The organism is Mesobacillus sp., from assembly GCF_047739415.1.
GTDB lineage: Bacteria > Bacillota > Bacilli > Bacillales > Cytobacillaceae > Mesobacillus.
Map to the genome: position 1 here is coordinate 1 of NZ_JBIQOE010000262.1, position 23,419 is coordinate 23,419.

Consider the following 23,419-nt stretch of genomic DNA (forward strand, 5'->3'; position numbering starts at 1 on the left):
AATGCCATCTCTGTGCTTTTGTAGAGATTGGGCTAGCTTAATCATAGGTTCTAGTTGCGAGCGAATAGCCCAACTGTACCAATCATCAAAATACAAGCTAGCGATACCTGCGGAGTGTGTGAACATCTTTTGAAGCGCTAATGATACTACGTCAAGAAAATAGACACAGATTTTTCTACCGCGCTTTCGCTTGGTGGCCTTCATAAAAAAGTTTAAATTTAGAGCGGTTTAAACTTTTTTATGAAGGTAAAATCAGGCCGCAGGATTTCCGTTCATTTGTTCAAATTCATTTGGCGTTTGATAGCCCAGGGTCGAATGGATCCTCTTGGAATTGTAGAAAAACTCAATGTACTCAAACAATGACTTCTTCGCATCTTCTCTAGAAATATACTTGGTCTGATAAACGAGCTCACGCTTAAGAATGCCGTGAAAAGACTCGATACAAGCATTGTCATAACAGTTCCCTTTTCGGCTCATGCTCCCTACCATATCGTACTTTTTTAATAATGCCTGATACTCTAAGGAGGCATATTGAACTCCCCGGTCAGAGTGGTGAACGACGCCTTTCCCTGGCTTTTGACGCTTGTACGCCATCTTTAACGCTGAGAGGACCAGCTCCTTTGTCATGGTCTTATTCATTGCCCAGCCTACTATTTTACGAGAATACAAGTCCATTACGGTCGCCAAATACAACCAGCCCTCATTGGTCGGAATATAGGTGATATCCGTTACCCATAACTGGTTTGGCTTGCTTGCTTTAAATTGACGATCCAAAACGTTTTCGCTTACTGGATGCTGGTGCTTCGAGTTCGTCGTTGCCTTGTATTTCTTGACGGTACAGGACTTCCATTGGTTCTTGGTCATGATGCGCGAAACCGTACGCTCACTTACCTTTACACCGCGTCTGTTCAGAGTTTTAGCTATCTTGACGCTGCCGTACCGTTGCTTGAATTCCAAATGAGTCTGAAGGATCTCTTGAGTTATTTTCTCGTTTTGTTTCTGCCTGTCGCTTTTTGGACGGTTTAACCATTTGAAGTAGCCGCTTTTGGAAACTCCCAGGACTTTGCACATCTTCTCCACTCGGAATCGGGAGCGATTCTTATGAACGAATTCATATTTTACCGAGGGCTTTTCGCGAAGTAGTGCATCGCCTTTTTTAGGATATCATTTTCCTCCTGGAGGTCTCTCATCTCCTTCTTAAGCGCCCTCAGTTCAGCCTCAGTGGAAGAGAAAGTTTGCACACTCTTAACTTCTGGCTGCTTGCCGTACTTTTTGATCCAGCCATGTAACGTGTTCTCATTCACCCCAACTTCTCTAGCCGTCTGAGCGACTGATTTGTTGTGTTCGTTGATGTACTTTACTGTTTCAATTTTAAATTCTTCTTCGTACCGCTTGCCTTTTGCCATACCGACACACCTCGTTTAGTTGATATATTTATTATAACAATCTGTGTCTACTTTTTAGTCTAGCATCAGAACTCTTATTTTCAGAGACATGCTGCACGAAGATAATCGGCCGCCCCATTTCCCGCCAATGCCGGATCAGTTTATCAATGTTTTCTTCCGCATTTAGATTGTTCCTGTTCCCCCAGGCCAGGTTAAAAAAAGCCTTCTGTACATCAATAACAATCAGCGGATCATTTTTCGTTAATCTCAAATCCATCAACCCCTTATCATTTATAAGGTAATTTTAATGATAAAAGGATATAATTTACATAAAGTTTCTTCGTTATTTCAAATCACTTTCCTTAAAATTTACTGCATTTCAGACTACTTTCCTTAAAAACTATTATCAGGTTTTTTAATAGGCTAACTTCTTGATATACGAGCTGATAATCGTATTGAGATAAGGAACGACGAGGAATTTTCATCCTTTAAAAATAGGAACGGGGTGTCAGTATGGACCAGGTGGATAAAAGTATTCTTCACCATCTTCAGGAAGACGGCAGGATTTCGATGACTGAACTTGGCAGGCGAGTGGGGTTATCCGTCCCTGCGGTTAAGGAGCGAGTAAAACGACTGGAGGAAAATGGAACGATTCTTGGATATCGTGCTATTCTCAATCCAAAAAAAGTGAACAAGCAAGTGCTGGCTTTTATCCTGTTTGATTCAAAGCGCTGCAAGGAATTCCGCGAATTCTGCATCGAGCATCCAATGGTCGTCGAATGCCATCGTTTGGCTGGGCAATATAGCTATCTAGTAAAAATCCTCGCAGATTCAGTGGAAACCCTAGAAGATTTCATCGATGAATCAATGGCATATGGACATCCATCGACTTTAATCAATCTATCGTCACCGGTCGAATTCAAACATATTACCTAATAGTAAGGCTGCCTTCTTATCAATGGCAGCCTTACTATTATTTCTTCGCTTCTACCAAAGCTTCCTCTTCCACTCTATCCATAAAATCGGTGACGACTTTTTTGTTGTTCTTTTCTCCGCCTAACTTCAGCAAAGTCTTGCCCAGAAAATTTAGGCCAGTATTCTGGCCCTGATAGATAAACCTGGTTTCATTCTCATCGACTTTAACCAGCGTGAACGCTGCTTCAACCTGAAATGCTTTAGCTAGTGTGAATCCGATTTTATTGTGTTTTTTATCCGGAATGTTTTCGTACTCGAGGTCTTCAACGATATACGTTTCGATCCGCTTACCTTCTTTATATTTCTGTTCGTATTTCGAGCCGACGACTCCTTCTTTCTTTTCGATCACCTTGTTCTCTACCACATTCGGCATGATCCTCTGGATGTTTTCCAGCTCGAATAATGTCCAGATAGTTTCGATATTTACCGGAATGATACGCTCTTCGTGCCACTTAATCATCTTCTGCATCCTCCATCCCAAATTCGAAGAAATCATCCATTTCCTCAATGAGTTTATTCAGTTCCTCCACTTGATCGACGAGGCCCTGTCTCTTTTTCAATATGATTTGTTCCAGGTTTTCAAACGATTCATCGTTCACGACGGTCAGCATTTCCTGGATGGTAAAATTAAACCGCCTTAAGTGCACCAATAATCGCGCAACCAAATAGGATCCGTTGTCATAATAGCGGTACTTATTATGCGGGTCGATGAATACAGGCTCGAGCAGCTTGATCTCGGCATAATACCTGAGCGTCTCCTTGCTGAGCCCCGTCATTTTGGAAAATTCGCTAACCTTGTACATTTCGGCCCCCTTATAGAAACATCTTAAACTATGTAGTGCACTACAGGGTCAAATATTTTATGAAAAAAGCCGGTGCATGATTTTCATACACCGGCTCTGTCTTCTAACAGCAATCTCGCTCATTCCCAGATAAAACGAACCCTTTTGCCTGCTCGTCAAAATCGAGCGTTGATTCCTTTGCTTCGATTTCAATCGATGGGTCGATTGCTACCCTGATTCCATTTGATTCAATCACTTCATCATCTGATTCCGGCTCATCCAGAGCCAGGCCTAATTTGGGGCTACCTCAACTGATACCGGCAAAAAACACACGGATGCCGGTTGCATTTTGCTCCTGCAGCATCTGCTTTAGGCTGTCACGAGCTTGATCGGTGATTTTCATGAAAACTTCCTCCTATCCTAAGCGCCAGGGAATAATCTTCCGAGCGCCGCTTTCATTTCGGGATTCACATTGATGATGCTACGGATTCCCTTTGCTTTTGCTTCCGCTTCCTCGATGCTGTTAGCTTCACCAAGCTTCAGCAATGTTCCAATCGCGACGGTGCCTGTCCTGTTCTTCCCGCCAGAGCAGTGGAAATAAACATTTTTTCCGGATTCGTATGCGTTGATTACCTCATCGATCCCCTGCTTGACAGACTCGTCCTGATTCTCAGCATTGTCGACAATTGGCTGGTGCTTCCGATTATAATCATAATCGCCTTCTGCGTTTTCTGCACGCAAATCATACACAACATCGATTTTTTCCTTCTTTAGCAATTCAGGAATGGCGTCTGCTCCGCCAATGTAAATTCGCTTTGGGATTAATTCCTGGTATTCACTCATCTATGAATCCACCTTTCAATGATTGATCAAGTCCTTCATTTTATCGTACCCAATTTTTTCTTCAGGCTGCCATGGAACAACACTTGTCCTCTCGGCGATCTCCTCACTGACTCTCTTGATCCAGACTTTTTCAGCGTCCGCCCGACTTTGTAAAATCGGATCAGTCGTTTGCTGCGCATATAAGCTTTGATTGATCACCCACCATACTGGCTCAATCGATGCCCGTTTTAAATCATCGCGTAACCGCATCGCTTCAAGAACAGGCGTGGCTTCTGGCAGGGTAACAATGACCACGCTTGTCTCCTCAGGATTACGCAATTTCGGCAATAAGTTCTGGACGCTTTCAGAGACCGTACCCGTCGAGCGGGAAATTTCTTTATGATAGGACTCTGCAGAGTTCAGCAGCAATAATGTATGCCCTGTTGGAGCTGTATCAATGACAACAATCTCATCCTTTGATTTCTCAACGATATTGGCAAATGCCTGGAATACGGCAATTTCTTCGGTACATGGAGAATTCAGGTCTTCCTCCAGATAAGCCAGAGCATCTTCGTCTAACTGGTCCTTATTTTGAGACAGGACTGTTTCTTTGTAAGCCTGAACTTCCTTTTTCGGATCCAGGCGACTGATGCTTAGGTTTTTGTGGGCATCCTTCTGCTGGAATGTATACTCAAGATGTGCGGCTGGGTCGGTTGTCGTCAAATGAACCTTCAAGCCTTTTTCAGCCAGTCCTACAGCGATTGCCGAGGCCATCGTCGTCTTGCCGACTCCGCCCTTCCCCATCGTAAAAATGATTCTCATATCCTTTTCGGCAAAATCATCAATGAGTTCCTGCAATGAATGCAATTTCGCTTCAAACAATTCCACTTCACTTCTCTCAGCCGAATACATCGCCGGCTTGAACATCTTACGAAGATTGTTTCCCCCGGTCAATGAAAAAGGAACAAAAGGTACTGAGAACATTCCGACCTGCTTAAGCCTTTGTGGCAGGTCAGCCAGCGCTTTCCGCTGTCGGTCGTAGAATGCTTTTGAAATAGGATCTTCTTCTACGTGATTATGCAAAAGACCATTAATGATGACAACCTGATTTTCCATGCCAATTTCCTTCAGCTCAGCTGAGGCCCTTTCCGCTTCAAGCATTGAAGAAGGTTCCGGCCTTGCAACAAGAATCAGTGTCGTCATGTTAGGATCTGACAACGCTTTTACCGTCGAGGTATACATCTGCTTCTTTTCTCCAAGCCCAGATAACGGACCGAGACAGGATGCGCCGTGGGTGCTTTCCTCTAAAAAGCTGCTCCAAGCCGTCGGCAACTGGAGGAGCCTGAGAGTATGTCCTGTCGGAGCCGTATCAAACAAAATATAGTCATACTGAGTAATCAAATCCTGGTCGGTGAGCAAATTGGAGAACTCATCAAAGGCGGCGATTTCCACCGTACAGGCACCGGAAAGCTGCTCTTCCATCGTCGCGACGACACTTTCGGGCAATGCATTTCGATAAGGAGAAATCACTTTTTCCCGGTATTGCCTTGCGGATTCCTCAGGATCGATGTTGCAGGCTGATAAATTCGGGACTGATGGTACTTCAACTGGATCATTACCGATTTCGATATCAAATACATCCTGCAGGTTTGATGCCGGATCTGTACTGACAATCAATACCTTTTTACCTGTGTCCGCTAGCGCAACCGCTGTTGCACAGGCAGTGGATGTTTTTCCTACTCCGCCTTTTCCGGTAAAAAAGAGATAAGGCGTGTTGACTACATATTTCGGATGGAAAGTTTGGAACATGGCTATTCTCCTTCCTAAAGCAAAGTTTTGCGCGGTTTCTCAGGGCTCAGGTCTTTGACATCCACGCCAAGCCAGCCCGCAAATTCTTCATTGGAAGGATAGCTGCCCACTTTTTCGACCTTTCCGTCCACCATTACAAGCGGCAGTGCCTCTGGTCCTTTTTCATGCAATACCTGATTCACTTCTTTATGTTCAACAAATGCGGCTGGATCATTGGCAAGATTATAGCGGCTGATCGGAAAGCCTTTTTTCTCCAGGATAAAGATGGCGGAGGCTACCCTTGTTAATTCCGGATCCACATTAGGTCCGCAGACGCCTGTAGGACAGCATAGTGCCGGGTCAAAGATTTTAATTGTCTTCATCGCTTCTTCTCCTCCCTTAGAGCAACAGCCAAGAGTTTCCCCTTGGCTGCATTTATAAAATCAGTATTTATTAGATTAGATGTTCAGCTCCAACTCTTTTCTTACTTACCAGTCTCAGCAAACGTCTTGATGCGATCGCTGATTTGGTCACGCACGCGTTGGAATACGGCCCATTTCTCTTCTTCTGTTCCTTCTGCCTTAGCTGGGTCGTCAAAGCCCCAGTGCTCGCGTTTTACGTGTGGAGGTGTCATTGGGCAATGCTCATCAGCATGACCGCAGAGAGTTACAACCAGGTCAGCGTTATTCAGGATTTGCGTGTCAATCACATCTGAAGTCTGGTTCGTAATATCGATGTCCACTTCCTTCATTGCTTTTACAGCATTAGGATTCAAACCGTGCGCTTCAAGACCCGCACTCTTCACTTCCCACTCGTCGCCCAGATATTTTTTTGCCCATCCTTCAGCCATTTGGCTTCTGCAAGAGTTTCCCGTACATAAGAAGTAGATTGTTTTTTTAGACATAGTAGATTCGCTCCCTTGTTATTAGATAATGAGTAACCAAATATATAGACCTACCAATGTGATGAACAGAGTAGGGATGGTTAAAATGATTCCGGTTTTAAAATAAGTGCCCCATGAAATCTTGACACCTTTCTGTGAAAGGACGTGCAGCCACAGCAATGTTGCCAGGGAACCGATTGGGGTAATTTTTGGCCCGAGGTCGGATCCGATGACATTCGCGTAAATCAGTGCTTCGCGGACAACACCTGTTGTGTTAGTATCCGCAATCGCCAGGGCGTCAATCATGACTGTTGGCATATTGTTCATGACAGAAGAAAGAATCGCAGCAATGAAGCCCATGCCGATCGTTGCGACAAATAAGCCCTGGTCAGCTGCAGCCTGGATGACATCGGCAAGGATGTTCGTCAATCCAGCGTTACGCAGACCGTAAACGACCACATACATACCAATTGAGAAGAATACGATTGCCCATGGCGCCCCTTTTACGACATTAGCCGTATGGACAGCCGGGCTCCTTCTAGCCATCATCAAGAAGAAAATCGCGACGATACCAGCAATGAAAGATACCGGAATGTTCAGGAATTCACTTGCAAAGTAGCCAACAAGCAGGATTCCCAACACAATCCAGGATAAGCGGAACATTTTCGCATCCTTAATCGCTTTAACGGGCTTTTTCAAATCGGACATCTCGTAATTTTTCGGAATGCTCTTTTTGAAAAATAAATACAAGACCAAAATACTAGCACCCAATGAGAAGAAGTTCGGCACGATCATGCGGGATGCATATTCGACGAATCCAATATCAAAGAAGTCAGCAGATACTATGTTCACCAGGTTGCTGACAACGAGCGGCAATGAAGTCGTATCGGCAATGAATCCACTCGCGATGATAAAAGGAAATACCATTTTTTCTTCAAATTTCAGGTTACGCACCATCGCCAGAACGATTGGCGTTAAAATCAGTGCGGCGCCGTCGTTTGCGAACAATGCCGCAACAGCAGCACCAAGCAGGGTCACGTACACAAACATCTTGACTCCGTTACCCTTTGCTGCCCTCGCCATATGTAAGGCAGACCATTCAAAAAATCCAATCTCATCTAAAATAAGTGATATGATAATGATTGCGATAAATGCGAGTGTTGCATTCCAGACGATTCCGGTTACATCAATTACGTCCTGGAAGTCAACAACACCGAAGATCAATGCTAGAATGGCTCCCCCCACAGCTGACCATCCGATCCCCAGGCCCTTAGGCTGCCAGATGACCAATGTGAGGGTCACGAGGAAAATCAATGAAGCTATAATCGGTAATGACAAATCCACACACCTCCGTTAATCACAAAAAATCCGTTTTCCCTGCTTTTCAAGTTCTGTAAATTTTTCTTCCTGGCTTGGAAGTGCATCCATGAGCAATTGAACAAAATCGAAATGCTCATATTGTCGGTTCAGCGAGTAAAAAACCCACTGCCCTCTCCTGCTTTCTTTTATCAAACCTGCGTCCTTCAGCTTGCGGATATGCTGGCTAATCGCCGGCTGGCTGGCATCGAATATTGCTACAAACTCACAAACACAGCAATCGTAATCAGCAAGAATTCTCATCATCGTCAAACGGGTCTTGTCACCAAGCAGCTTAAAAATTCCCGCAGCCTGATCCATCTCAATACTTTGCTTAATCAATTACTCTCCACCTCCAATAACGTCATTATCATATAATAATATGCTTATATGTTCAATAGATTTTATTGTTAAGTTTCTGTAAAGAACCATTCCCCTATTCTGCTTTCATAATTTAGTCAAAAACTAATATGTGAAAGTATTGAAAAAATAAAATCAATTTTTTTTGATTTAAGGGTTGCAAAATGGATATACAGGAAATATAATACAATATATCAAGAGATTTTGATTAAGGAGAGCTGACAGTGGAAAAATTCATTCCTTTAACAGATCTGACCAATGACTCCAAAGCCATTAAGGAACCGCCGCTTCAGAGTACCTTTGAAAAATACGAGAAGAAATTCAAAGCCCTAGCCGACCAAAAACGCCTGCACATCCTCAATCTTCTATGCCAGCAAGACTCCAGCTGCGTTTGTGATCTAAGTGAACTGATTGACATGCCCCAATCAAAATTATCGTATCATTTGAAGATTTTGCTTGATGCCAATCTGATTCAGAAAGAAACGAAGGGAACCTGGAGCTACTACACAGTAAACACCAAAGAAATCAACCATCTATTATCTCCAGAGCTTTGCTGCCTTTTCAGACCTAGCAACTGTTGTTAGGTTAACTTTTCAAAGTATTAATCAATTTTTTTTGATAAATATATCAACATAATTTGATTAAGGAGAGGATATACATGTTTTATCACGATTATCAAACAATGGCACAATTAAAGCAGCAGGAAGTTGAAAGGAAAGCCAGACACGCATGGAAGTTCTTTGAACAGCCTGAAACGAAGCAATTCCCCTTGTTTTCCCGGAAACAAAAACAGCAGCCTAAATGCTGCACAGTTCCAGCTAACGCTTAAATAATGGAGGAAGAAGGTAGAGGATAATGATTGAATTTCTAAAAAGCTTTTTATGGATCGCTCTTGAATTGACCGTGCTTTTTATCGGGATATCCTTCTTGATCAGCCTGCTCCAGGGATACATTCCTTATGAAAAAATCGAAAAGAAATTGACAGGACGCAATAAAGTGCTTGCCAGCTTTGCGGCCATCCTGTTCGCTTTTATCACACCCTTTTGCTCCTGCTCTACGATTCCAGTAGTCGTCAATATGCTGAAAAAGAAAATCCCATTTTCAATCGTTATGGTTTTCCTCTTCGCTTCTCCGGTATTGGACCCAACAATTTTAACGATCATGGGTGTCGTGATGGGCTGGAAAGTAACAATCATATACACAATCATCACAAGCGTTTTCTCGATTGTCATTGGCTTTACACTCGATAAGCTGGGATTCCAGCGGTACGTCAAAAATGTCATCATGTCTGGCTATGAAGAAAAGAATCAAAAGTTCAATTGGAGATTTGCTTTAGACGAAACCTGGTCGCTGATGAGGAGTGTCTACCCTTACCTGATCATCGGTGCTGCAATCGGCGCCGTCATCCACGGACTTGTTCCAACTGAAATCATCACGAGATGGTTTGGTCATGATGCATGGTGGCTGATTCCAGTCGCAGCAATAGCAGGAATTCCATTATATATCCGGCTATCCAGCATGATTCCGATTTCGCAAATGCTGATTTTAAAAGGAATGGCCCTTGGTCCTGTGATGGCGATGATGATTAGTTCAGCCGGCGCAAGCCTGCCTGAAGTCATTCTGTTAAAATCGATTTTTAAAAAGCAGCTTGTGATAGCCTTTATTGCTTCGGTTATCACGATGTCCACTGTCTCTGGATTTGTGTTCTATTTCGTGTAGCACGACCTATTAATCAAAAAATATTGATTTAAGGAGGCAGCTCATGACAACGATTGGTGCCACAAGCGGATTATATGAAACGGCAGTAAAGCTAACTTCAAAAAGCATGCAAGGCAGGCTCTCAGGGTCAATAGGTGCAAAAAATGCTGCAAATTACCTTGCAGATCAATTGAATCAAATTGGGTACCGTCCCTACCCCGGGTTTGGTAGCTTCCTTGTACCAATTTCGGTGTTCGCTTCCCGGCTGACTGGTGAAGCCAAACTTTCTGCTGGTGCTGAGTTTTTTCAGCACCGGACAGATTTCGCTGAATTCAACCGTGTATCATCAGGCGGCAAATTGGAAGGAAACTTGCTTGTCATTAAAGACGGAATCCCTTTTGATAAAGACCGACTAAAAGACAGTATTGTCCTGATCCAGGAACGACCTGAAGACTTCGATTTGGAGGGTACAGTTGAAAATGCTGTTATTAATGGAGTTAAAGCGCTTTTGATTGAATATGGAGAGCCGAAGTATTTTCACAAGACAGTCTTCGGTCCTAGAAACCCTTCAATTCCTGTTTTAAAAGTAAGACGGTCGATCGCAGACAAACTTTCGGCTGCGGATGGTGCGACCATTAAAATCGATCTCCCTCTATTAAACAATGAACTGCCTTGCCAGAATGTCATTGGCTTTCTTCCAGGCTATAAAGCTGATCACACCATCGTGGTTTCTGCTCACTACGACCATTTAGGCGATGATCCCGGCGGCTTTCGTTATCCGGGTGCCATAGACAATGTATCTGGTGTAACGACTGTCCTTGAATTGGCCAGGAAATTGATAGATTCAAAGCTTCCTTTCAATATCATAATTGCTTTTTTCTCTGGTGAGGAGTCAGGATTGAACGGTGCCGCCCAATTCATTGAGCAGTTTCCAGAACCAATAACCGCAGCCATCAACATCGACTGCATTGGACAGGAAACACCCATCTCCCTGGTGCGAGTGGGTTACGAGGCTCCCAACCATTGGCTTCCTATTGCGGCAAAAAAAGTATTCGATAAATCAGGAATCGAAATAAAGTGGAAGGAATTTGGACGTGAAGACTCCGTTGCTTTTCGAAAGAAAGGGATACCTGCATTAGGGTTGGGCCAATTCCCATTGGACAATAAAATTAGCATCCATACTCCTGATGACCAATTGGATGCGCTGCAATTTGAGGCTCTTGCCTCATGGGTTGAATTAACTTTGCAATTGATTACCGAACTTGCAGAAGACCTTAAAGGAGGTGATAACCATGATGGACTTCATTAAAAAAATTGCTGGCAAAAAATCAGATTCAGACTGCTGTGGTGTTGAAATCAAAGAAGTACAAGAAAATGAAGAAAAGAAAGAAGATTCTTGCTGCGGCGGCGATACTTCTTGCTGCTAATATTTTTACAATAAAAGGAAGAGGGTGCAATTAACCATTGTTAGCGTGCAATTAGCATCATTATTGTGCAATTCTCTGACTTTACAGTGCAATTGCAAGCAATCTTCGCGCGATTAACGCCTAACATTAAGAGGATAATTTTTCCAGAAAAAGTTTAAAGCATCGATAGCTCCTTAAAAACATAAAAAGGTGGAGCCAGGCATCTGAAATGCCTGATTCCACCTTCTTTTTTCGAAATATTAAACGCTTTTTTCACTTAGATTGGTGTCTAGCTTCAGCGCCTAGCCCCTCGAGTCGCTTCGGTCCGCCCAATGAAGTCAAAGAGCGACTTCACTGGTCGGCCCTCCAGCGCTTGTCGTGGCTGACCAAGGGGCTTCCGCTTTTCTATTCTTCAACCTCTAAAACGGGCATGATTTCTACTTTAATTTTACGGATACGATGGTTTTCTACTTCCTTGACGATAATTCGCAGTGTTTCATAAACAAATGTATCACCGTTTACCGGGATACTTTCCAAGGTTTCAAAAATCCAGCCGCCAAGGTTATGGTACGATGTCTCTGGCATCGGAACATTGAACAATTCGGCAAAATCATCCAGGTCATACTGGGCATCGAACTCGTACGTGCTCTCATCGATTTTCGTCATGATATTGACCTTTTCATCATGCTCATCCCAAATTTCGCCGACTAACTCTTCTAGAATGTCTTCAAGTGTAATCAAGCCGCTAGTTCCGCCAAATTCATCGACGACGATGGCCATATGGCTCTTCGTCCTTTGCAGCTCAGGCAGCAGGGTCGCGATTTTCATCGACTTTACGACGAACATCGGCTGGCGCAGCATCTCACGGACATTGACTTCTTTATTCTGGATCAACTCGGAAAAAAATTCACGTTCGGATAAGAATCCGATGATATTATCTATATTGTCTTCATAAACCGGAACCCGTGAAAAACGTTCTTCAATGAAAATCTGCTTGATCTCCTCGAGTGACTGGTTTACTTCGATTGTAATCATATCCATTCGATGCGTTAAAACTTCACCGACAAGAACATCGTTAAATTCAAGGGAACGGTGCACAAGCTCCCTTTCCTCATTATTAATGACTCCCTCTTCTTCACTGATGTCCACCATCACCTTGATTTCTTCTTCAGTGACAGATGGCTGGACTTCCCCATCCTTCGAGAACATCCTCGATACGGACGCCTTCAACTTGCTGAAAACGAAGTTGACGGGGGTCAGGATTTTAATCAGCAGCAACAGAATGGCAGAAATTTTTAACGAATACTCCTCTGCATTTTCCTTGGCCATCGACTTCGGTAAAATCTCACCGAATATCAGGATGAGAACCGTCATGCCAAACGTACTTACGATCAGACCGGTGCTAGCACCGAACAGGTCGACGGCTACTTTTGATGAGATACTCGCCGCAGCGATATTGACGATGTTGTTTCCTACTAGAATCGTAGATAACGCATCATCGAAATTCTCGGAAATATGCAAAGCATTCTTGCTTCCAGCTCGGCCTTCGGACACGTAATTCCGCAGCCTGATTTTATTGACGCTGGAAAAAGCGGTTTCTGCCGATGAAAAGAAGGCAGATAAAAGAATTAAAACGCCTAATAAAATGACTAAACCTATGGGAACTTCCAAAAAAATTCACTCTCCGAAAAAAAATTTGTCAGAATATATTTTACTGTTTTGACGGGTATAAATCAAATACTCTTGCTTATCCCTATGTATGTACGGTTTACCCGGCGACAAGGTTTCATAATCAGAGATTTTTTACATTTTCCTTGCCTGCCAAATTATTCTTGTTCACATATTTCACTTTGGCAATCAACACATAGCCAAGATAAGCAAAAGCTGACCCAAGCATTGCTCCAACAGCAATGTCTGCCGGATAATGCACCCCAGCCCATATTCGTGAAAAACCAACGATCACTGCGAGCAGAATCCATAAATATGTATGCTTCCTTTTATACAGCCAGAACGTAACCGACATCGTGAAAAAAATAATTGTATGATCGCTTGGAAACGAGTTGTTCACTTCCATCTCAATCAATTGATTGACATCGGCAAGTGTCGCAAATGGCTGGTGATTCGAATAGAACATGCCGGCAATCTTCCCGGCGATTTCAGCTAAAATGAGCGCCGCCAGACCGCTTACCACCATCAATCGGTTCCCTGGCTTACGGCTGAACAAGTATACAAGAACGGCCGCCGCCAAAAGGTAAATTGCATTGTTAGCAATAAAGACCATGACCGGATTCAAAACCTCAAATTCCTTTCCTGCGTCATTGATGATCCTGAAAAGTTCAATATTCATATCTTTTAAAACACTCTCCCCTTAACAAATTAATATGATTATACATTAATTTTCGCGGAGCAAAGTAAAAAAATCGAAGGCCAAAGCCGCCCCCGATTTCTAGACAGGTAAATATTTATTATTTCTATTAAAAGTTGCAGCGAATTCATTAATCGATTCAAAGTCGAGATGCGAAATTTCCTCCGTCGATCCGCTGACGCTTTTCGCAATGATTTTTTCGAAGAAATTCATTTTTGTAAAAATGAATTCACCCCCAAACAACCCTTTTGCTATTGCCGCTTCCCTGAGATTTGGCGGGAAAGCATTTTTAAATTGAGTGTGTGCTTCCTGCCCTTCTCTCATGCAGCATAGAAACAGGCCGAGGTTTTTCCTTTGGAGCACGTCCTCATGCTCTTTCATGAATTTCTTGATTTTACCCTGGATGCTGCCGGCATGGATCGATCCGCCGATCATCACCGAATCGAATAACTCCAAATCAGAATGCAGCTTCGTCTTATCCAGATTAATGGCAATGACTTCCCCTTCAATCTGCTTTCGTAAAAGATGTGCCGCTTTCGCTGTCGTACCATGCGTTGAGCAGTAAACAATCAAACTCTTCATTAGATCGCCCCCATCAGCTCTCTGGTATCCTGGCTCCTGTGCAATAGTCCATTTGGGTTCATTATAGCTTTTAGGTAAAGAAAAAGTGTGAGAGATGTATGGCAATTTTCTTACAATTAGAGTGTTAAATAACAAGGAAAAACCCATATGACTTCATACAAAGCCTTTGTTAGCCCTGCTTGTTACCGAAAGCATGAGTACCTTTCCTTTTCGGGCATATGTGGGCTCCGCTTGTTACCGAAATCTTGAATCCCCTTTCTTTTCGGGCACATGTTGGCTCCGCTTGTTACCGAAATCGTGGTACCCCTTCCTTTTCGGGCACATGTTGGCTCCACTTGTTACCGAAATCGTGAATCCCTTTCTTTTTCGGGCACATGTTGGCTCCGCTTGTTACCGAAATCGTGAATCCCTTTCCTTTTCGGGCACATGTTGGCTCCGCTTGTTACCGAAATCGCGGGTCCCCTTTCTTTTCGGGCACATGTTGGCTCCGCTTGTTACCGAAATCGCGGGTCCCCTTTCTTTTCGGGCACAAGTTGGACCTGTTTGTTACCGAAATCTCGGGTTCTCTTTTTTCGGGCACATGTTGGCTCCGCTTGTGACTATAATCGTCATTCCATACCCTGTCCGGGTACATTAACTTCTACAATGTGCTTTCTCCAACTCCAACAAATGCTTTTTCATTTCGATTCCGCCGCGGTACCCGGTAATCGCTCCATTTTTTCCGATGACGCGATGACAGGGTACGGTGATCAGGACTGGATTAGCCCCAATGGCTGTTCCGACTGCTCTTACCGCAGCAGGCTTGCCAATTTTTTCTGCAATATTTGAATATGTACAGGTCTCTCCATAAGGTATTTCCCTCAAAGCACCCCAGATTGCTTCCTGGAATGGGGTTCCTTTTACATCGACTGGCAGGGAAAATTGTACGAGCTTTCCTTCTAGATAATCTGTCAATTCTTGCTTGTATGGTTTCATGATTTCTTCATTTTTTTCAAAAATAGCTGTTGGAAAACGTTTAGCCATAACTTCATAGTCTTCTTCCGGCGATCCAACATAGCATAGACCTCTTTCCGACGCTGATATATAAATCTCATTACCATTAAAACGAAGGATGTCCCAATAGATTTTTTGCTCCACCACTCATCACTCCTTCTTACCTTCTTTTCCTCATTATAACTAAAAAAGAAATCCAACGTTTCAATATGAAAAAATATTAAATTCTAAATTTTCTTTACACTAGTAAATTTTCCCTTTACGATGAATATGGAGTGAAAAAACTCCCATCAAATCAAAGGAGGTTAAGGATCATGGACAATTCAAAAAAGAAGCTTATTTTAACGAAAAAGGAAGATGGCCCATAGTTAGGGAGGAGAATGAACGTGGCACAATTGAACAAGGTTATTCAAATCGAGAAATATCATGAAGGATTGGCGGCTGGAGTCGCCAAAATGTGGAATCTGAGTCGTGACGGCTGGGGCGGCGATACGCGTGTCATGACGGAGGAGCAGGTGAAAAAGAAGGAAGCTAACTCTGATAACATTGAGCTTTATCTGGCGCTGGACGGAGAGGAAGTCGTCGGGTACTGCGGCCTGTCTGAGTATAAAGAGGATACAGGATCACTGTATATCCCACTGCTCAACGTGCGCACGGATTATCATGGACATAAAATCGGCAAGAAGCTCTTGCTTCAGGCGCTTGAAAAAACGGTGGAGCTTGGCTGGCCTCGGCTTGATCTTTACACATGGGCCGGGAACACGAAAGCTGTTCCGCTTTATAAAAAGTGCGGCTTTTTCTGGGAGGACAGGGATGACTCGACCCACTTGATGAATTTCATTCCGCAGGTCCTGAATACTCCACTTTTAAAACCTGTCTTTGAAAAACTGGATTGGTATGAAGATAGCACCAGATTAATAGAAGTAAAGCCGGATGGAACCAAGGAAAATGGCTTTACTTTCTATGAATATAGCTGGCAGAGCGCAGTCACGTCAGCGAGAGTACAATTCGAGCGAACAAGCCGCGGCATCAGCTTGATTGAAACAGATGAGTTCATTCTGCAAATGAAACTGGCAGACCATGAAGTCATCCAGGAGGAAGAACGGGAATTCGAGATTACGGTCGTGAACAAGGGCGACGCGCCCCTATCCTTCAAGGCAAACGGTACGGATAATGGACGCATTAAGTATGATTTCGTTGAAGAACGAATGGTAGATCATGAGTCTACTATATCTGCCTCCTTCACTGTAGAAAAAGGAGAAGAACCGAGCAACTGGCGGATGCATCCAAGCATTAAGGCGACAGTGTGGATCAATGGGCTTGAATGCGAGTTGAAGCTTGGTATCTTCCCTATCAATCCAGCAAAAATAGAAGCCAGCTACTCTGGCAATCTATCTTTCCTGGAAAAAGAAACATCTATTATTGTTGAAATTAGCAATAACTTGACCGAAAACGCTGTTTTTGAATTAAACTTTCCTGAAGATGAGCAGGTCGTATTAGAAAGGCAAAATTTCACCGCGGAAGTTCCTGCCAGGGGGCGGAAGACGCTGTCTGTTCCTTTAACGGTAAAACAACATGGATTTTATAAACCTGAGCTAACGGTTACAGCAACAAAAAACGATGGACAACAGCTGACCTTCGAACAGGAGATCTCGGTTGCTTTCAAGGGGCTTGGGGAAAAGTTCGGCGGTGAATCGAAGGATTTCTGGCATATTTTCAATGGCCTTGGCCAAATCAATGTCCGGAAACGTGACCTGCTGACGTCTGGCGCTAGAAACAATAAAAAGAATCAGCCTTTTGCCTTTATGACACCGAAACTTGGAAAACCATATTCACAAGAGTTCACCAAGAAAAAGCCTTCCTCTGTTACATGGGAAATCAATGATTCCTGGATTGATATGAAGATCTGCCTGGAATCTGCTGAGATGGAAGGACTGCACTTAACGCAGACGTATCGTTTATTCGGTGACGGCATCATCCACACATGGGCTGAGGTAGAAAATAAAGGTGAGAGCGTCCATCCTGATGTAGCTTTCAGCCAGCCTGTCTACCATGAGATGGAGCGGGTTTACTTCCCACTCGACGGCGAGGTGGTGCATTTTTCCGAAAATCGGATCATGGAAATTGGTGAGCTCGAGACAGAGAGAATCACGGGAAACTGGTATTTTACCGAGGGACATTTCGGTCCAATCGGATTGGCATGGTCTGAAAGCAGCAATGCCGGCCCTGAAAGCTGGCAGTTCATCATCGAGGACCAATTTGGAAAGCTGGTGCCGGGTGCAAAAGCTGTGTCAGGAACCATCACCCTCTCACTAGGAGCTTTCCAGAATGTTGAGGAGTTCATCGCCTATGCAGAGCAAGTTCAAATCCGAAAGAAGCCTGAAACAACAAGTGATTTATGCTTCAAAGCTGATCAGCTCGTGACCAAGCCTGATACTGACCTGGCTTTCACTTTAAAAACTCATCGAAATAGCTATCTGAATGGAACATTGACGATTGGAAAAGAGATTCACGCGGTTACCGCCGATATGGAGAAAAACTCTCATTCTATGACAGTGCCAACAGGCGCACTACAGCCTGTGTCCATTCTTGAAGCCACTTACGCAGGCAACGGAACGGAAGCTAGATTCAAAGAGTTGCTAATCTCTCCATCGGGAAGTGTTAATGCCCGAACGGAGGATGGAAGTTTCATCATCAATAATGGCGTCATCACCCTCAAAGCAGACCCAGCCTTTTACCCTGGTATCTATTCAATGGAAGTGAATGGCCACGAATGGCTCGCCAACTCCTACCCAGAGCTGACGGCGAAAAGCTGGTGGAATCCATGGGCTGGCGGGATGAAGACTGTACCTAACGGAATTAATACCTTCTCGTTGTTAAAAGAAAACAGCCATGCCGGAGTGGTTGAAGTGACGGACAGTGAAGGCAATAAATGGGCCGGTCTGGCGATCACCACTGAGTTCAAGGAACATAAGCAGTGGAAGGACGTCCAGTATGTGCAATATTATTTGACGCTTCCTGGCGTGCCGGTTGTCGCCTCTTTTGCGGAAGTGAAGGATGCTGGCGGGAAAAACCTTGCTGATGAAGTTTGGATCACAGACATGTTCATTGGTGGAAACCAACTGACCGATGTGCGGATTTCAGTTAGTGACAGCCAACAAGGGCATGCTTATCACGCAGGCAGCGAGGAAATTCCTTTGCTCCTGGATGGAGATTCGTATTTCACCTCCAACAGCTGTGATGATAAGTTTTACGTGATTCCGAACAACGATGCCTATCCAACTGACGCGTATACTAATAAAGAAGTTTTGCAGCTTGTCTCAAGGCACAAAGGCGACTTTGAAAAAAGCGCTCCCCTGTTCCTGCTGTTTGATGAACGCAGGCTGACTGGCGATTTGCTGAAAAAACTTAGAAGAGTTCAATTTTAAAAGGAGAAAACATGAAAATCATCGATGCCCATATTCATCTATCAAACATCAAATCCTTTTATGAAACGGCCGAGAAGCTGTCATTCGTCGACTATTCCACAGCTGGCATCCTAAAGGAATTCAAGGAGGCCAATGTGGTGCTCGGAATCGGCATGGGCCTGACGGAAACCGATAAAATGGGGTTCCCGGATTATGAAGCCCGGACGCCGATGGGACTCGATATGGCAGCCGAACTTCCGGCCAACATTTTTTGCTGCGTCGGCGTCAACCCATATGACCTCGGTGAGGAAGCCCTTGCCCGGCTTGAAAAAGAACTGCACAATCCGAAGACAGTCGGAATCAAAATCTATCTTGGCTACTATCCTTTTTATGCGTATGACGAAGTGTACGAACCGGTCTATAAGCTGGCAGCGAAATATCAGCTTCCTGTCGTTTTCCATACCGGGGACACCTATTCGGAACGCGGCTATTTGAAATATTCCCATCCGATGGCAATTGACGAGGTCGCGGTCAACCACCGCGATGTGAACTTCATGATGGCACACTTCGGGGATCCATGGACATTGACCGGAGCGGAAATCATCTATAAAAATCCGAATGTATTTGCTGATCTATCAGGACTGATCGTTGGCACAAAGGAAGAACTGGATAAACGCAGCCAGGGACGTTTTCTTGACCACCTGCGCCATGCGCTTGAATTTGCGGATTCCTACGACAAGCTGCTGTTCGGCACAGACTGGCCTTTGATCCCGGTCGGTCCGTATATCGAGTTCATCAAGGACCTGATTCCGCCCGAGCACCATGAGGATGTATTTTACAATACTGCCCTGAAGGTGTTTCCGAAGATCAAGCCGTATTTGGAGTAAGGACGAGATGATTAGAAGAACAAGAAGAAGTCCCATTATCACTATGGTAATGGGACTTCTGAACGTTTAAAGGTATCTCTGAAGCCAGGAAGTCAGATGCTTAGCTGCCTCAGGATGAATTGGTTTGCCGATTGTTTTTAAGTAATCCTTTTTGTATGATGATGGCTTCATCGGCGTAAGTTGTTCCTTTAAGCCATGGTCCATGTTTTCGATGACATGGATCTCATATTCTCCCTGCACAAACTGTTCAAGGCGCTTCAGCTTTTCAGGGTTGGCCTGGAAATCCTTTGTGCCATTGATTGCCAGCACCGGACATGTCACCTTCGCCAATGCCTCTTCTATATTCAGCGCAAAATGCTCCCTGAAATATTTCGCGGGCATTTTGATGAAGCCTAGTGTTTTCGTTACATCTTTATCGGAATCGACCATTTTCTTGTAGGTACCCTGGGCTTGTTTTTCGGCTTTATCGAGAGTGTTGAATTTGTTGATGATGAACCCCTGGATTCCCGTCTTTTCTCTCATCTCTTTGTAAAGCAGCTGTCTTTGATGATCAAGCGCTTCCTTAAGCGTTTCACCGCCACCTGAAAGAAGGACCAATCCGGCTGCCGGCCTAATTGCGTTCAGGGCAGTACCGACCATGCAGCCTTCGCTGTGGCCAATAATGATTAGTTTGCTCTCGTCTACCTTCGGATGAGCTGCCAGCTTATCAAGCGCAGCTTCCCCATCTTTCAACGCATCAGAAAGCCCGGCTGAATGAAAATCCCCTTCGCTTTCACCGATACCTCTCTTATCGTAACGGAATGTTACAAATCCGAGTGATGTACACAACTCAGCCAAATCCTTGTAAAGATTGAATTTAAATTTTCCATTAGGCGTGCTGCCGTCACGGTTCAACTGACCAGATCCCGGCAGGAACACCATTGCCGGATAGGTTTCCTTGCCTTGATCCGGAATCAATAATGTCCCATTCAAATTCACGTTACTTTTAAAAGAAATTTCCTCTTTAACCATCTGGGCGTTCATCATCCTTATTCCCCTCTTCAATTGTGTTATGGGTCGTTAATATATTGGTTAGTGTCCGTTTCTTCCTGTTCGGTGCTTCTTCATTTTGGAGCAGCGGTGTAATCAACTCTACGTACTTCCTGATAAATTCACTATATTCCTCATCGCTGGCATATAAAGTTGCCTGTCTAAAGCTTGCCATGTCTTTTTGAAAATCATAGTTGGGCTGGCGAATATAGGCTTCAAAATCCATCAATACACTGGCAAGGAACTTCATGAAATATTCAAGATGCTCCTCCGGCCCCGCTTTGAGCACCTCTTCCCTTGAGAGAACTTCATTATTTTTCGGCAGAGCATAGACTTTTTCAATTGTTCCGCGAACCTGATTTTCTTCAACCACCTCAATGACTCTGGCATCAAGCAATTTTTTCAAATGGCGATACAAAGTCGCCTGTGGAACCTCCGGCAGCTTCTCCGCAATCTGCTGGACCGTCTTCCTCCTCCCGCTGGCTAACGTTTGAAGAACCTTCATACGTACTGGATGTAAAATCAAATCTGCTTTCGTTTCCTTCATCGTAATCACCTGCTGTATATTAGTTTCGATTATTATCATTATCAATAATGATAATATAATCTCGTTTGAAAATAATGTCAATACATATTGGTAAAATTTATCTTTTGATCTGATAATTGAAACTTCACTTCACACCTTTTTTCTGTCCGTCACAAAAAACTCCCGCTGGATCCCTTCTTCCAGCAGGAGTAATGTTTTTTATAAAAAGAAAACCAAAATTTGTGATGCAACCGCCACTGATATAAGCGCGAATGGGTACGCGGCTGCATAGGCGATCGCGGGATCTTCGGAATCCATTAACTGGTTAGTGGCTCCCAGTCCAGGTGTACTTGTCATTCCACCGCACAATGCGCCTAATGAGTGAATGATGCTAAGACGGAAAAGCTTTCTTGCGATGAAAAAGCCGGCTACCACTGGCAGGATTGTGATGATCGCACCGCCGATGACAAGATTGAAGCCTTCCTGCTGGATAACCTGAACAATTCCTTTTCCTGCTGTAGTACCAGCGCCGGCAAGGAATAGGACCAGTCCGATATCACGGATGACCTGGTTCGATGGCTGGTAATAGCGCGCATGAATTGGACCGAGTTTACCAAAGTGACCGATGATTAAAGCGATAAACAACGGTCCGCCGGCAACTCCGAATGTAATCGTGCCGAGCTTCGGAAAATGAAACGGAATCATTCCCGCCAGCACACCCAGGAGCAACACTAAACTCAGAGACAAGATATGGATATTGGTAACTGTCAGTTTCTTTCTGCTAAACAGCTTTTCTACATCATCCAAACGGTCTTCACTGCTCACAAGCGTCAGGACGTCGCCGCGTTCAAGCCGCCATTTCGAGCTCTGGTTGAATTCAAAACCGCCACGTTCAATCCTCGTAACCGTCACTCCATAAGTCCGTCTTAATTCAAGCTCCCTGATCGTCTTCCCGATCAATTCCAGTGAATCGACGGTGACCTTGCGAAGCTCCACATTATCTTGATTCTTGAAATTGGACTCGACTTCCCTGCCGATATCCTCACACAGTCTTTTCAAGTCACTCGGTAAACCGACAGCAACAAGCCTGTCCCCCACCAGGATAACCGTGTCATTAAGGGCAATGATATTCCTGTCCCCGCGGATTACGCGACTGATGACGACCGTATTGTATTTATTGAACTCCAGCTCTTTTAAGGTTCTTTTATTAATTGCTGAATTCGTGACCTCTATTGTCATAACCTCAGGCGACTCATCATTGCGCACAGGTCCCGATTTCTTTTTCAAATCCTCGGCTAGGTCCACCTTCAGCACTCGCGGCAAGAGCTGCACGAACAGCACAACCGCCAGTACTCCGAATGGATAGGCAATACCGTAGCCGACAGACGCGAGTGGGTCACCTGTTGCCTGGAGGGCCGCTGCCAGACCAGGTGTACTCGTCAGTGCCCCAGTCATGATTCCGATACTCAATGCCGGAGACAGGTTAAACAGCTTTGATACGACAATCGTTGTAACCGATGCGATCAGGACAATCAGCAAACTGATGATGCCAAATACAACCCCACTTGTTTTCATCATCCGGAAAAAGCGGGGTCCGGCAGACAAGCCGACGGCCACGATAAATAAGCCGAGCCCCAGCTGCTGGATGACCGGCGACACCTGATAGCCGAAATGTCCGAAGACCATTGCCGCCAGCAGGACACCGGACGTTCCAAGGCTAAGTCCCCGTATTTTGATCTCCCCGAGTGCTGAGCCAAGAAATAATATGACAAATAGTAGAATTAATGGTTCCTCTAGCAAACCAATTATGCCGTCCACAGATGATTCCTCCAATGATTGCGATTGTGAAAATCTATACAAATCAGAATATCACGATGTCAAAACTATTCATAACCAGACATTGACGAATTTAGTACAAAAACAACATCCCTCTGTTGAAAACGAATTCTTCTATTAAAAAGCAATGATTTTTTTGCGTTTTCCTCAAAGCAGGGATCTGTAAACAGTCTTTTTACGCTCAGATTGTAGAAATCACAATTTTTTTGCGAAGAAATCAAGTTGCTCTTCCTTTTCATAGCGGAAAATATAAATTTATATAGCTAAATATACTATTTTTACAGCGTAAGGACCTTTTTATAGCGACTTTCTCTTTTATATAGCGAGTTTATCTTTTTT

Annotated in this window: 26 protein-coding genes and 1 pseudogene; 8 read left to right on the forward strand and 19 right to left on the reverse strand. The window is 44.2% G+C overall.

Annotated elements, in window-relative coordinates; translation table 11 throughout:
• The 3 genes and pseudogenes from ACH0QE_RS20235 to ACH0QE_RS20245 all read right to left on the reverse strand — a co-directional run.
• Window positions 1-204, reverse strand: a 204-nt coding sequence (locus ACH0QE_RS20235) for a transposase (RefSeq protein WP_415802270.1), incomplete at its 3' end; no start/stop codon positions are given.
• A gap of 48 nt (window positions 205-252) precedes the next feature.
• A pseudogene (locus tag ACH0QE_RS20240) lies at window positions 253-1,406 on the reverse strand (IS3 family transposase).
• A gap of 31 nt (window positions 1,407-1,437) precedes the next feature.
• Window positions 1,438-1,656 (reverse strand): isochorismatase family protein, encoded by a 219-nt coding sequence (locus ACH0QE_RS20245; protein WP_415802271.1) that lies wholly within the window; start codon window positions 1,654-1,656, stop codon window positions 1,438-1,440.
• 242 nt (window positions 1,657-1,898) lie between these two features.
• Between ACH0QE_RS20245 and ACH0QE_RS20250 the strand changes: the two genes are divergently transcribed.
• Window positions 1,899-2,321 (forward strand): Lrp/AsnC family transcriptional regulator, encoded by a 423-nt coding sequence (locus tag ACH0QE_RS20250; RefSeq protein ID WP_415802272.1) that lies wholly within the window; start codon window positions 1,899-1,901, stop codon window positions 2,319-2,321.
• 37 nt (window positions 2,322-2,358) lie between these two features.
• On the opposite strand, the gene ACH0QE_RS20255 is transcribed toward ACH0QE_RS20250, so the two are convergent.
• From ACH0QE_RS20255 to ACH0QE_RS20295, 9 genes are all read right to left on the reverse strand, one after another.
• Window positions 2,359-2,820, reverse strand: coding sequence for an SRPBCC family protein (locus ACH0QE_RS20255; RefSeq protein ID WP_415802273.1), 462 nt, complete (start codon window positions 2,818-2,820; stop codon window positions 2,359-2,361).
• Window positions 2,813-3,163, reverse strand: coding sequence for a MerR family transcriptional regulator (locus ACH0QE_RS20260; protein WP_415802274.1), 351 nt, complete (start codon window positions 3,161-3,163; stop codon window positions 2,813-2,815). The genes ACH0QE_RS20255 and ACH0QE_RS20260 overlap by 8 nt, the downstream gene beginning before the upstream one ends.
• 103 nt (window positions 3,164-3,266) lie before the next feature.
• The gene (locus tag ACH0QE_RS20265) at window positions 3,267-3,398 is read right to left on the reverse strand and encodes a hypothetical protein (protein WP_415802275.1); all 132 of its coding nucleotides are present in this window, start codon (window positions 3,396-3,398) and stop codon (window positions 3,267-3,269) included.
• Window positions 3,399-3,562: 164 nt separating this feature from the next.
• Entirely contained in the window at window positions 3,563-3,985 is a 423-nt protein-coding gene (locus ACH0QE_RS20270) for a protein-tyrosine phosphatase family protein (RefSeq protein WP_415802276.1), read from the reverse strand.
• A gap of 15 nt (window positions 3,986-4,000) precedes the next feature.
• On the reverse strand, window positions 4,001-5,773 hold the full coding sequence (gene arsA, locus ACH0QE_RS20275) for an arsenical pump-driving ATPase (protein WP_415802277.1): 1,773 nt from the start codon (window positions 5,771-5,773) through the stop codon (window positions 4,001-4,003).
• A 14-nt stretch (window positions 5,774-5,787) separates the two neighbouring features.
• Complete coding sequence (gene arsD, locus ACH0QE_RS20280) at window positions 5,788-6,135, reverse strand: arsenite efflux transporter metallochaperone ArsD (protein WP_415802278.1); 348 nt, start codon at window positions 6,133-6,135, stop codon at window positions 5,788-5,790.
• A gap of 101 nt (window positions 6,136-6,236) precedes the next feature.
• Window positions 6,237-6,656 carry an arsenate reductase (thioredoxin) gene (gene arsC, locus ACH0QE_RS20285; protein WP_415802279.1) on the reverse strand — a complete coding sequence of 140 codons (420 nt, stop codon included), beginning with the start codon at window positions 6,654-6,656 and terminating at the stop codon, window positions 6,237-6,239.
• Between the two features lie 21 nt (window positions 6,657-6,677).
• Window positions 6,678-7,973, reverse strand: a complete 1,296-nt coding sequence (locus ACH0QE_RS20290) for an arsenic transporter (protein ID WP_415802280.1) — start codon at window positions 7,971-7,973, stop codon at window positions 6,678-6,680.
• A gap of 15 nt (window positions 7,974-7,988) precedes the next feature.
• Window positions 7,989-8,333, reverse strand: a complete 345-nt coding sequence (locus tag ACH0QE_RS20295) for an ArsR/SmtB family transcription factor (RefSeq protein WP_415802281.1) — start codon at window positions 8,331-8,333, stop codon at window positions 7,989-7,991.
• A 290-nt stretch (window positions 8,334-8,623) separates the two neighbouring features.
• Between ACH0QE_RS20295 and ACH0QE_RS20300 the strand changes: the two genes are divergently transcribed.
• The 5 genes from ACH0QE_RS20300 to ACH0QE_RS20320 all read left to right on the forward strand — a co-directional run bounded on the left by ACH0QE_RS20300 (window position 8,624) and on the right by ACH0QE_RS20320 (window position 11,476).
• A complete protein-coding gene (locus ACH0QE_RS20300) occupies window positions 8,624-8,935 on the forward strand; it encodes an ArsR/SmtB family transcription factor (RefSeq protein ID WP_214905434.1) in 312 nt (103 codons plus the stop codon).
• A gap of 74 nt (window positions 8,936-9,009) precedes the next feature.
• The gene (locus ACH0QE_RS20305) at window positions 9,010-9,180 is read left to right on the forward strand and encodes a hypothetical protein (RefSeq protein ID WP_415802282.1); all 171 of its coding nucleotides are present in this window, start codon (window positions 9,010-9,012) and stop codon (window positions 9,178-9,180) included.
• A gap of 26 nt (window positions 9,181-9,206) precedes the next feature.
• Window positions 9,207-10,070: a permease gene (locus tag ACH0QE_RS20310; protein WP_415802283.1), complete on the forward strand. Its 864-nt coding sequence runs from the start codon at window positions 9,207-9,209 to the stop codon at window positions 10,068-10,070.
• Between the two features lie 43 nt (window positions 10,071-10,113).
• The gene (locus tag ACH0QE_RS20315) at window positions 10,114-11,358 is read left to right on the forward strand and encodes a M28 family metallopeptidase (protein WP_415802284.1); all 1,245 of its coding nucleotides are present in this window, start codon (window positions 10,114-10,116) and stop codon (window positions 11,356-11,358) included.
• Window positions 11,342-11,476, forward strand: a complete 135-nt coding sequence (locus tag ACH0QE_RS20320; RefSeq protein ID WP_415802285.1) for a hypothetical protein — start codon at window positions 11,342-11,344, stop codon at window positions 11,474-11,476. The genes ACH0QE_RS20315 and ACH0QE_RS20320 overlap by 17 nt, the downstream gene beginning before the upstream one ends.
• Window positions 11,477-11,860: 384 nt before the next feature.
• Here ACH0QE_RS20320 and ACH0QE_RS20325 read toward each other — a convergent pair whose 3' ends face one another.
• The 4 genes from ACH0QE_RS20325 to ACH0QE_RS20340 all read right to left on the reverse strand — a co-directional run bounded on the left by ACH0QE_RS20325 (window position 11,861) and on the right by ACH0QE_RS20340 (window position 15,539).
• Window positions 11,861-13,126 carry a hemolysin family protein gene (locus tag ACH0QE_RS20325; RefSeq protein WP_415802286.1) on the reverse strand — a complete coding sequence of 422 codons (1,266 nt, stop codon included), beginning with the start codon at window positions 13,124-13,126 and terminating at the stop codon, window positions 11,861-11,863.
• 121 nt (window positions 13,127-13,247) lie between these two features.
• Window positions 13,248-13,802: an undecaprenyl-diphosphatase gene (locus tag ACH0QE_RS20330; protein ID WP_415802287.1), complete on the reverse strand. Its 555-nt coding sequence runs from the start codon at window positions 13,800-13,802 to the stop codon at window positions 13,248-13,250.
• A 99-nt stretch (window positions 13,803-13,901) separates the two neighbouring features.
• Window positions 13,902-14,402, reverse strand: coding sequence for a flavodoxin domain-containing protein (locus ACH0QE_RS20335; protein ID WP_415802288.1), 501 nt, complete (start codon window positions 14,400-14,402; stop codon window positions 13,902-13,904).
• Between the two features lie 633 nt (window positions 14,403-15,035).
• On the reverse strand, window positions 15,036-15,539 hold the full coding sequence (locus ACH0QE_RS20340; protein WP_415802289.1) for a methylated-DNA--[protein]-cysteine S-methyltransferase: 504 nt from the start codon (window positions 15,537-15,539) through the stop codon (window positions 15,036-15,038).
• 242 nt (window positions 15,540-15,781) lie between these two features.
• On the opposite strand from ACH0QE_RS20340, the gene ACH0QE_RS20345 reads away from it, so the two are divergent.
• Together ACH0QE_RS20345 and ACH0QE_RS20350 are read left to right on the forward strand one after the other, a co-directional pair.
• Window positions 15,782-18,823, forward strand: a complete 3,042-nt coding sequence (locus tag ACH0QE_RS20345; protein ID WP_415802290.1) for a GNAT family N-acetyltransferase — start codon at window positions 15,782-15,784, stop codon at window positions 18,821-18,823.
• Between the two features lie 11 nt (window positions 18,824-18,834).
• Window positions 18,835-19,689, forward strand: coding sequence for an amidohydrolase family protein (locus ACH0QE_RS20350; protein WP_415802291.1), 855 nt, complete (start codon window positions 18,835-18,837; stop codon window positions 19,687-19,689).
• Window positions 19,690-19,755: 66 nt separating this feature from the next.
• Here ACH0QE_RS20350 and ACH0QE_RS20355 read toward each other — a convergent pair whose 3' ends face one another.
• From ACH0QE_RS20355 to ACH0QE_RS20365, 3 genes are all read right to left on the reverse strand, one after another.
• Complete coding sequence (locus ACH0QE_RS20355; RefSeq protein ID WP_415802292.1) at window positions 19,756-20,715, reverse strand: alpha/beta hydrolase; 960 nt, start codon at window positions 20,713-20,715, stop codon at window positions 19,756-19,758.
• Window positions 20,693-21,265: a helix-turn-helix domain-containing protein gene (locus tag ACH0QE_RS20360; RefSeq protein WP_415802293.1), complete on the reverse strand. Its 573-nt coding sequence runs from the start codon at window positions 21,263-21,265 to the stop codon at window positions 20,693-20,695. Before ACH0QE_RS20360 ends, ACH0QE_RS20355 begins: the two co-directional genes overlap by 23 nt.
• Before the next feature lie 198 nt (window positions 21,266-21,463).
• Window positions 21,464-23,062, reverse strand: a complete 1,599-nt coding sequence (locus ACH0QE_RS20365) for an aspartate:alanine exchanger family transporter (RefSeq protein WP_415802294.1) — start codon at window positions 23,060-23,062, stop codon at window positions 21,464-21,466.
• Window positions 23,063-23,419: the final 357 nt, after the last annotated feature.

Excerpts from the sequence above, each read along its gene's own strand:
- ACH0QE_RS20250 (WP_415802272.1), top strand. The coding sequence starts at position 1,899 with ATGGACCAGGTGGATAAAAGTATTCTTCACCATCTTCAGGAAGACGGC.
- ACH0QE_RS20255 (WP_415802273.1), bottom strand. The coding sequence starts at position 2,820 with ATGATTAAGTGGCACGAAGAGCGTATCATTCCGGTAAATATCGAAACT.
- ACH0QE_RS20260 (WP_415802274.1), bottom strand. The coding sequence starts at position 3,163 with ATGTACAAGGTTAGCGAATTTTCCAAAATGACGGGGCTCAGCAAGGAG.
- ACH0QE_RS20270 (WP_415802276.1), bottom strand. The coding sequence starts at position 3,985 with ATGAGTGAATACCAGGAATTAATCCCAAAGCGAATTTACATTGGCGGA.
- arsA (WP_415802277.1), bottom strand. The coding sequence starts at position 5,773 with ATGTTCCAAACTTTCCATCCGAAATATGTAGTCAACACGCCTTATCTC.
- arsD (WP_415802278.1), bottom strand. The coding sequence starts at position 6,135 with ATGAAGACAATTAAAATCTTTGACCCGGCACTATGCTGTCCTACAGGC.
- arsC (WP_415802279.1), bottom strand. The coding sequence starts at position 6,656 with ATGTCTAAAAAAACAATCTACTTCTTATGTACGGGAAACTCTTGCAGA.
- ACH0QE_RS20305 (WP_415802282.1), top strand. The coding sequence starts at position 9,010 with ATGTTTTATCACGATTATCAAACAATGGCACAATTAAAGCAGCAGGAA.
- ACH0QE_RS20310 (WP_415802283.1), top strand. The coding sequence starts at position 9,207 with ATGATTGAATTTCTAAAAAGCTTTTTATGGATCGCTCTTGAATTGACC.
- ACH0QE_RS20315 (WP_415802284.1), top strand. The coding sequence starts at position 10,114 with ATGACAACGATTGGTGCCACAAGCGGATTATATGAAACGGCAGTAAAG.
- ACH0QE_RS20320 (WP_415802285.1), top strand. The coding sequence starts at position 11,342 with ATGATGGACTTCATTAAAAAAATTGCTGGCAAAAAATCAGATTCAGAC.
- ACH0QE_RS20330 (WP_415802287.1), bottom strand. The coding sequence starts at position 13,802 with ATGAATATTGAACTTTTCAGGATCATCAATGACGCAGGAAAGGAATTT.
- ACH0QE_RS20335 (WP_415802288.1), bottom strand. The coding sequence starts at position 14,402 with ATGAAGAGTTTGATTGTTTACTGCTCAACGCATGGTACGACAGCGAAA.
- ACH0QE_RS20350 (WP_415802291.1), top strand. The coding sequence starts at position 18,835 with ATGAAAATCATCGATGCCCATATTCATCTATCAAACATCAAATCCTTT.
- ACH0QE_RS20355 (WP_415802292.1), bottom strand. The coding sequence starts at position 20,715 with ATGATGAACGCCCAGATGGTTAAAGAGGAAATTTCTTTTAAAAGTAAC.
- ACH0QE_RS20360 (WP_415802293.1), bottom strand. The coding sequence starts at position 21,265 with ATGAAGGAAACGAAAGCAGATTTGATTTTACATCCAGTACGTATGAAG.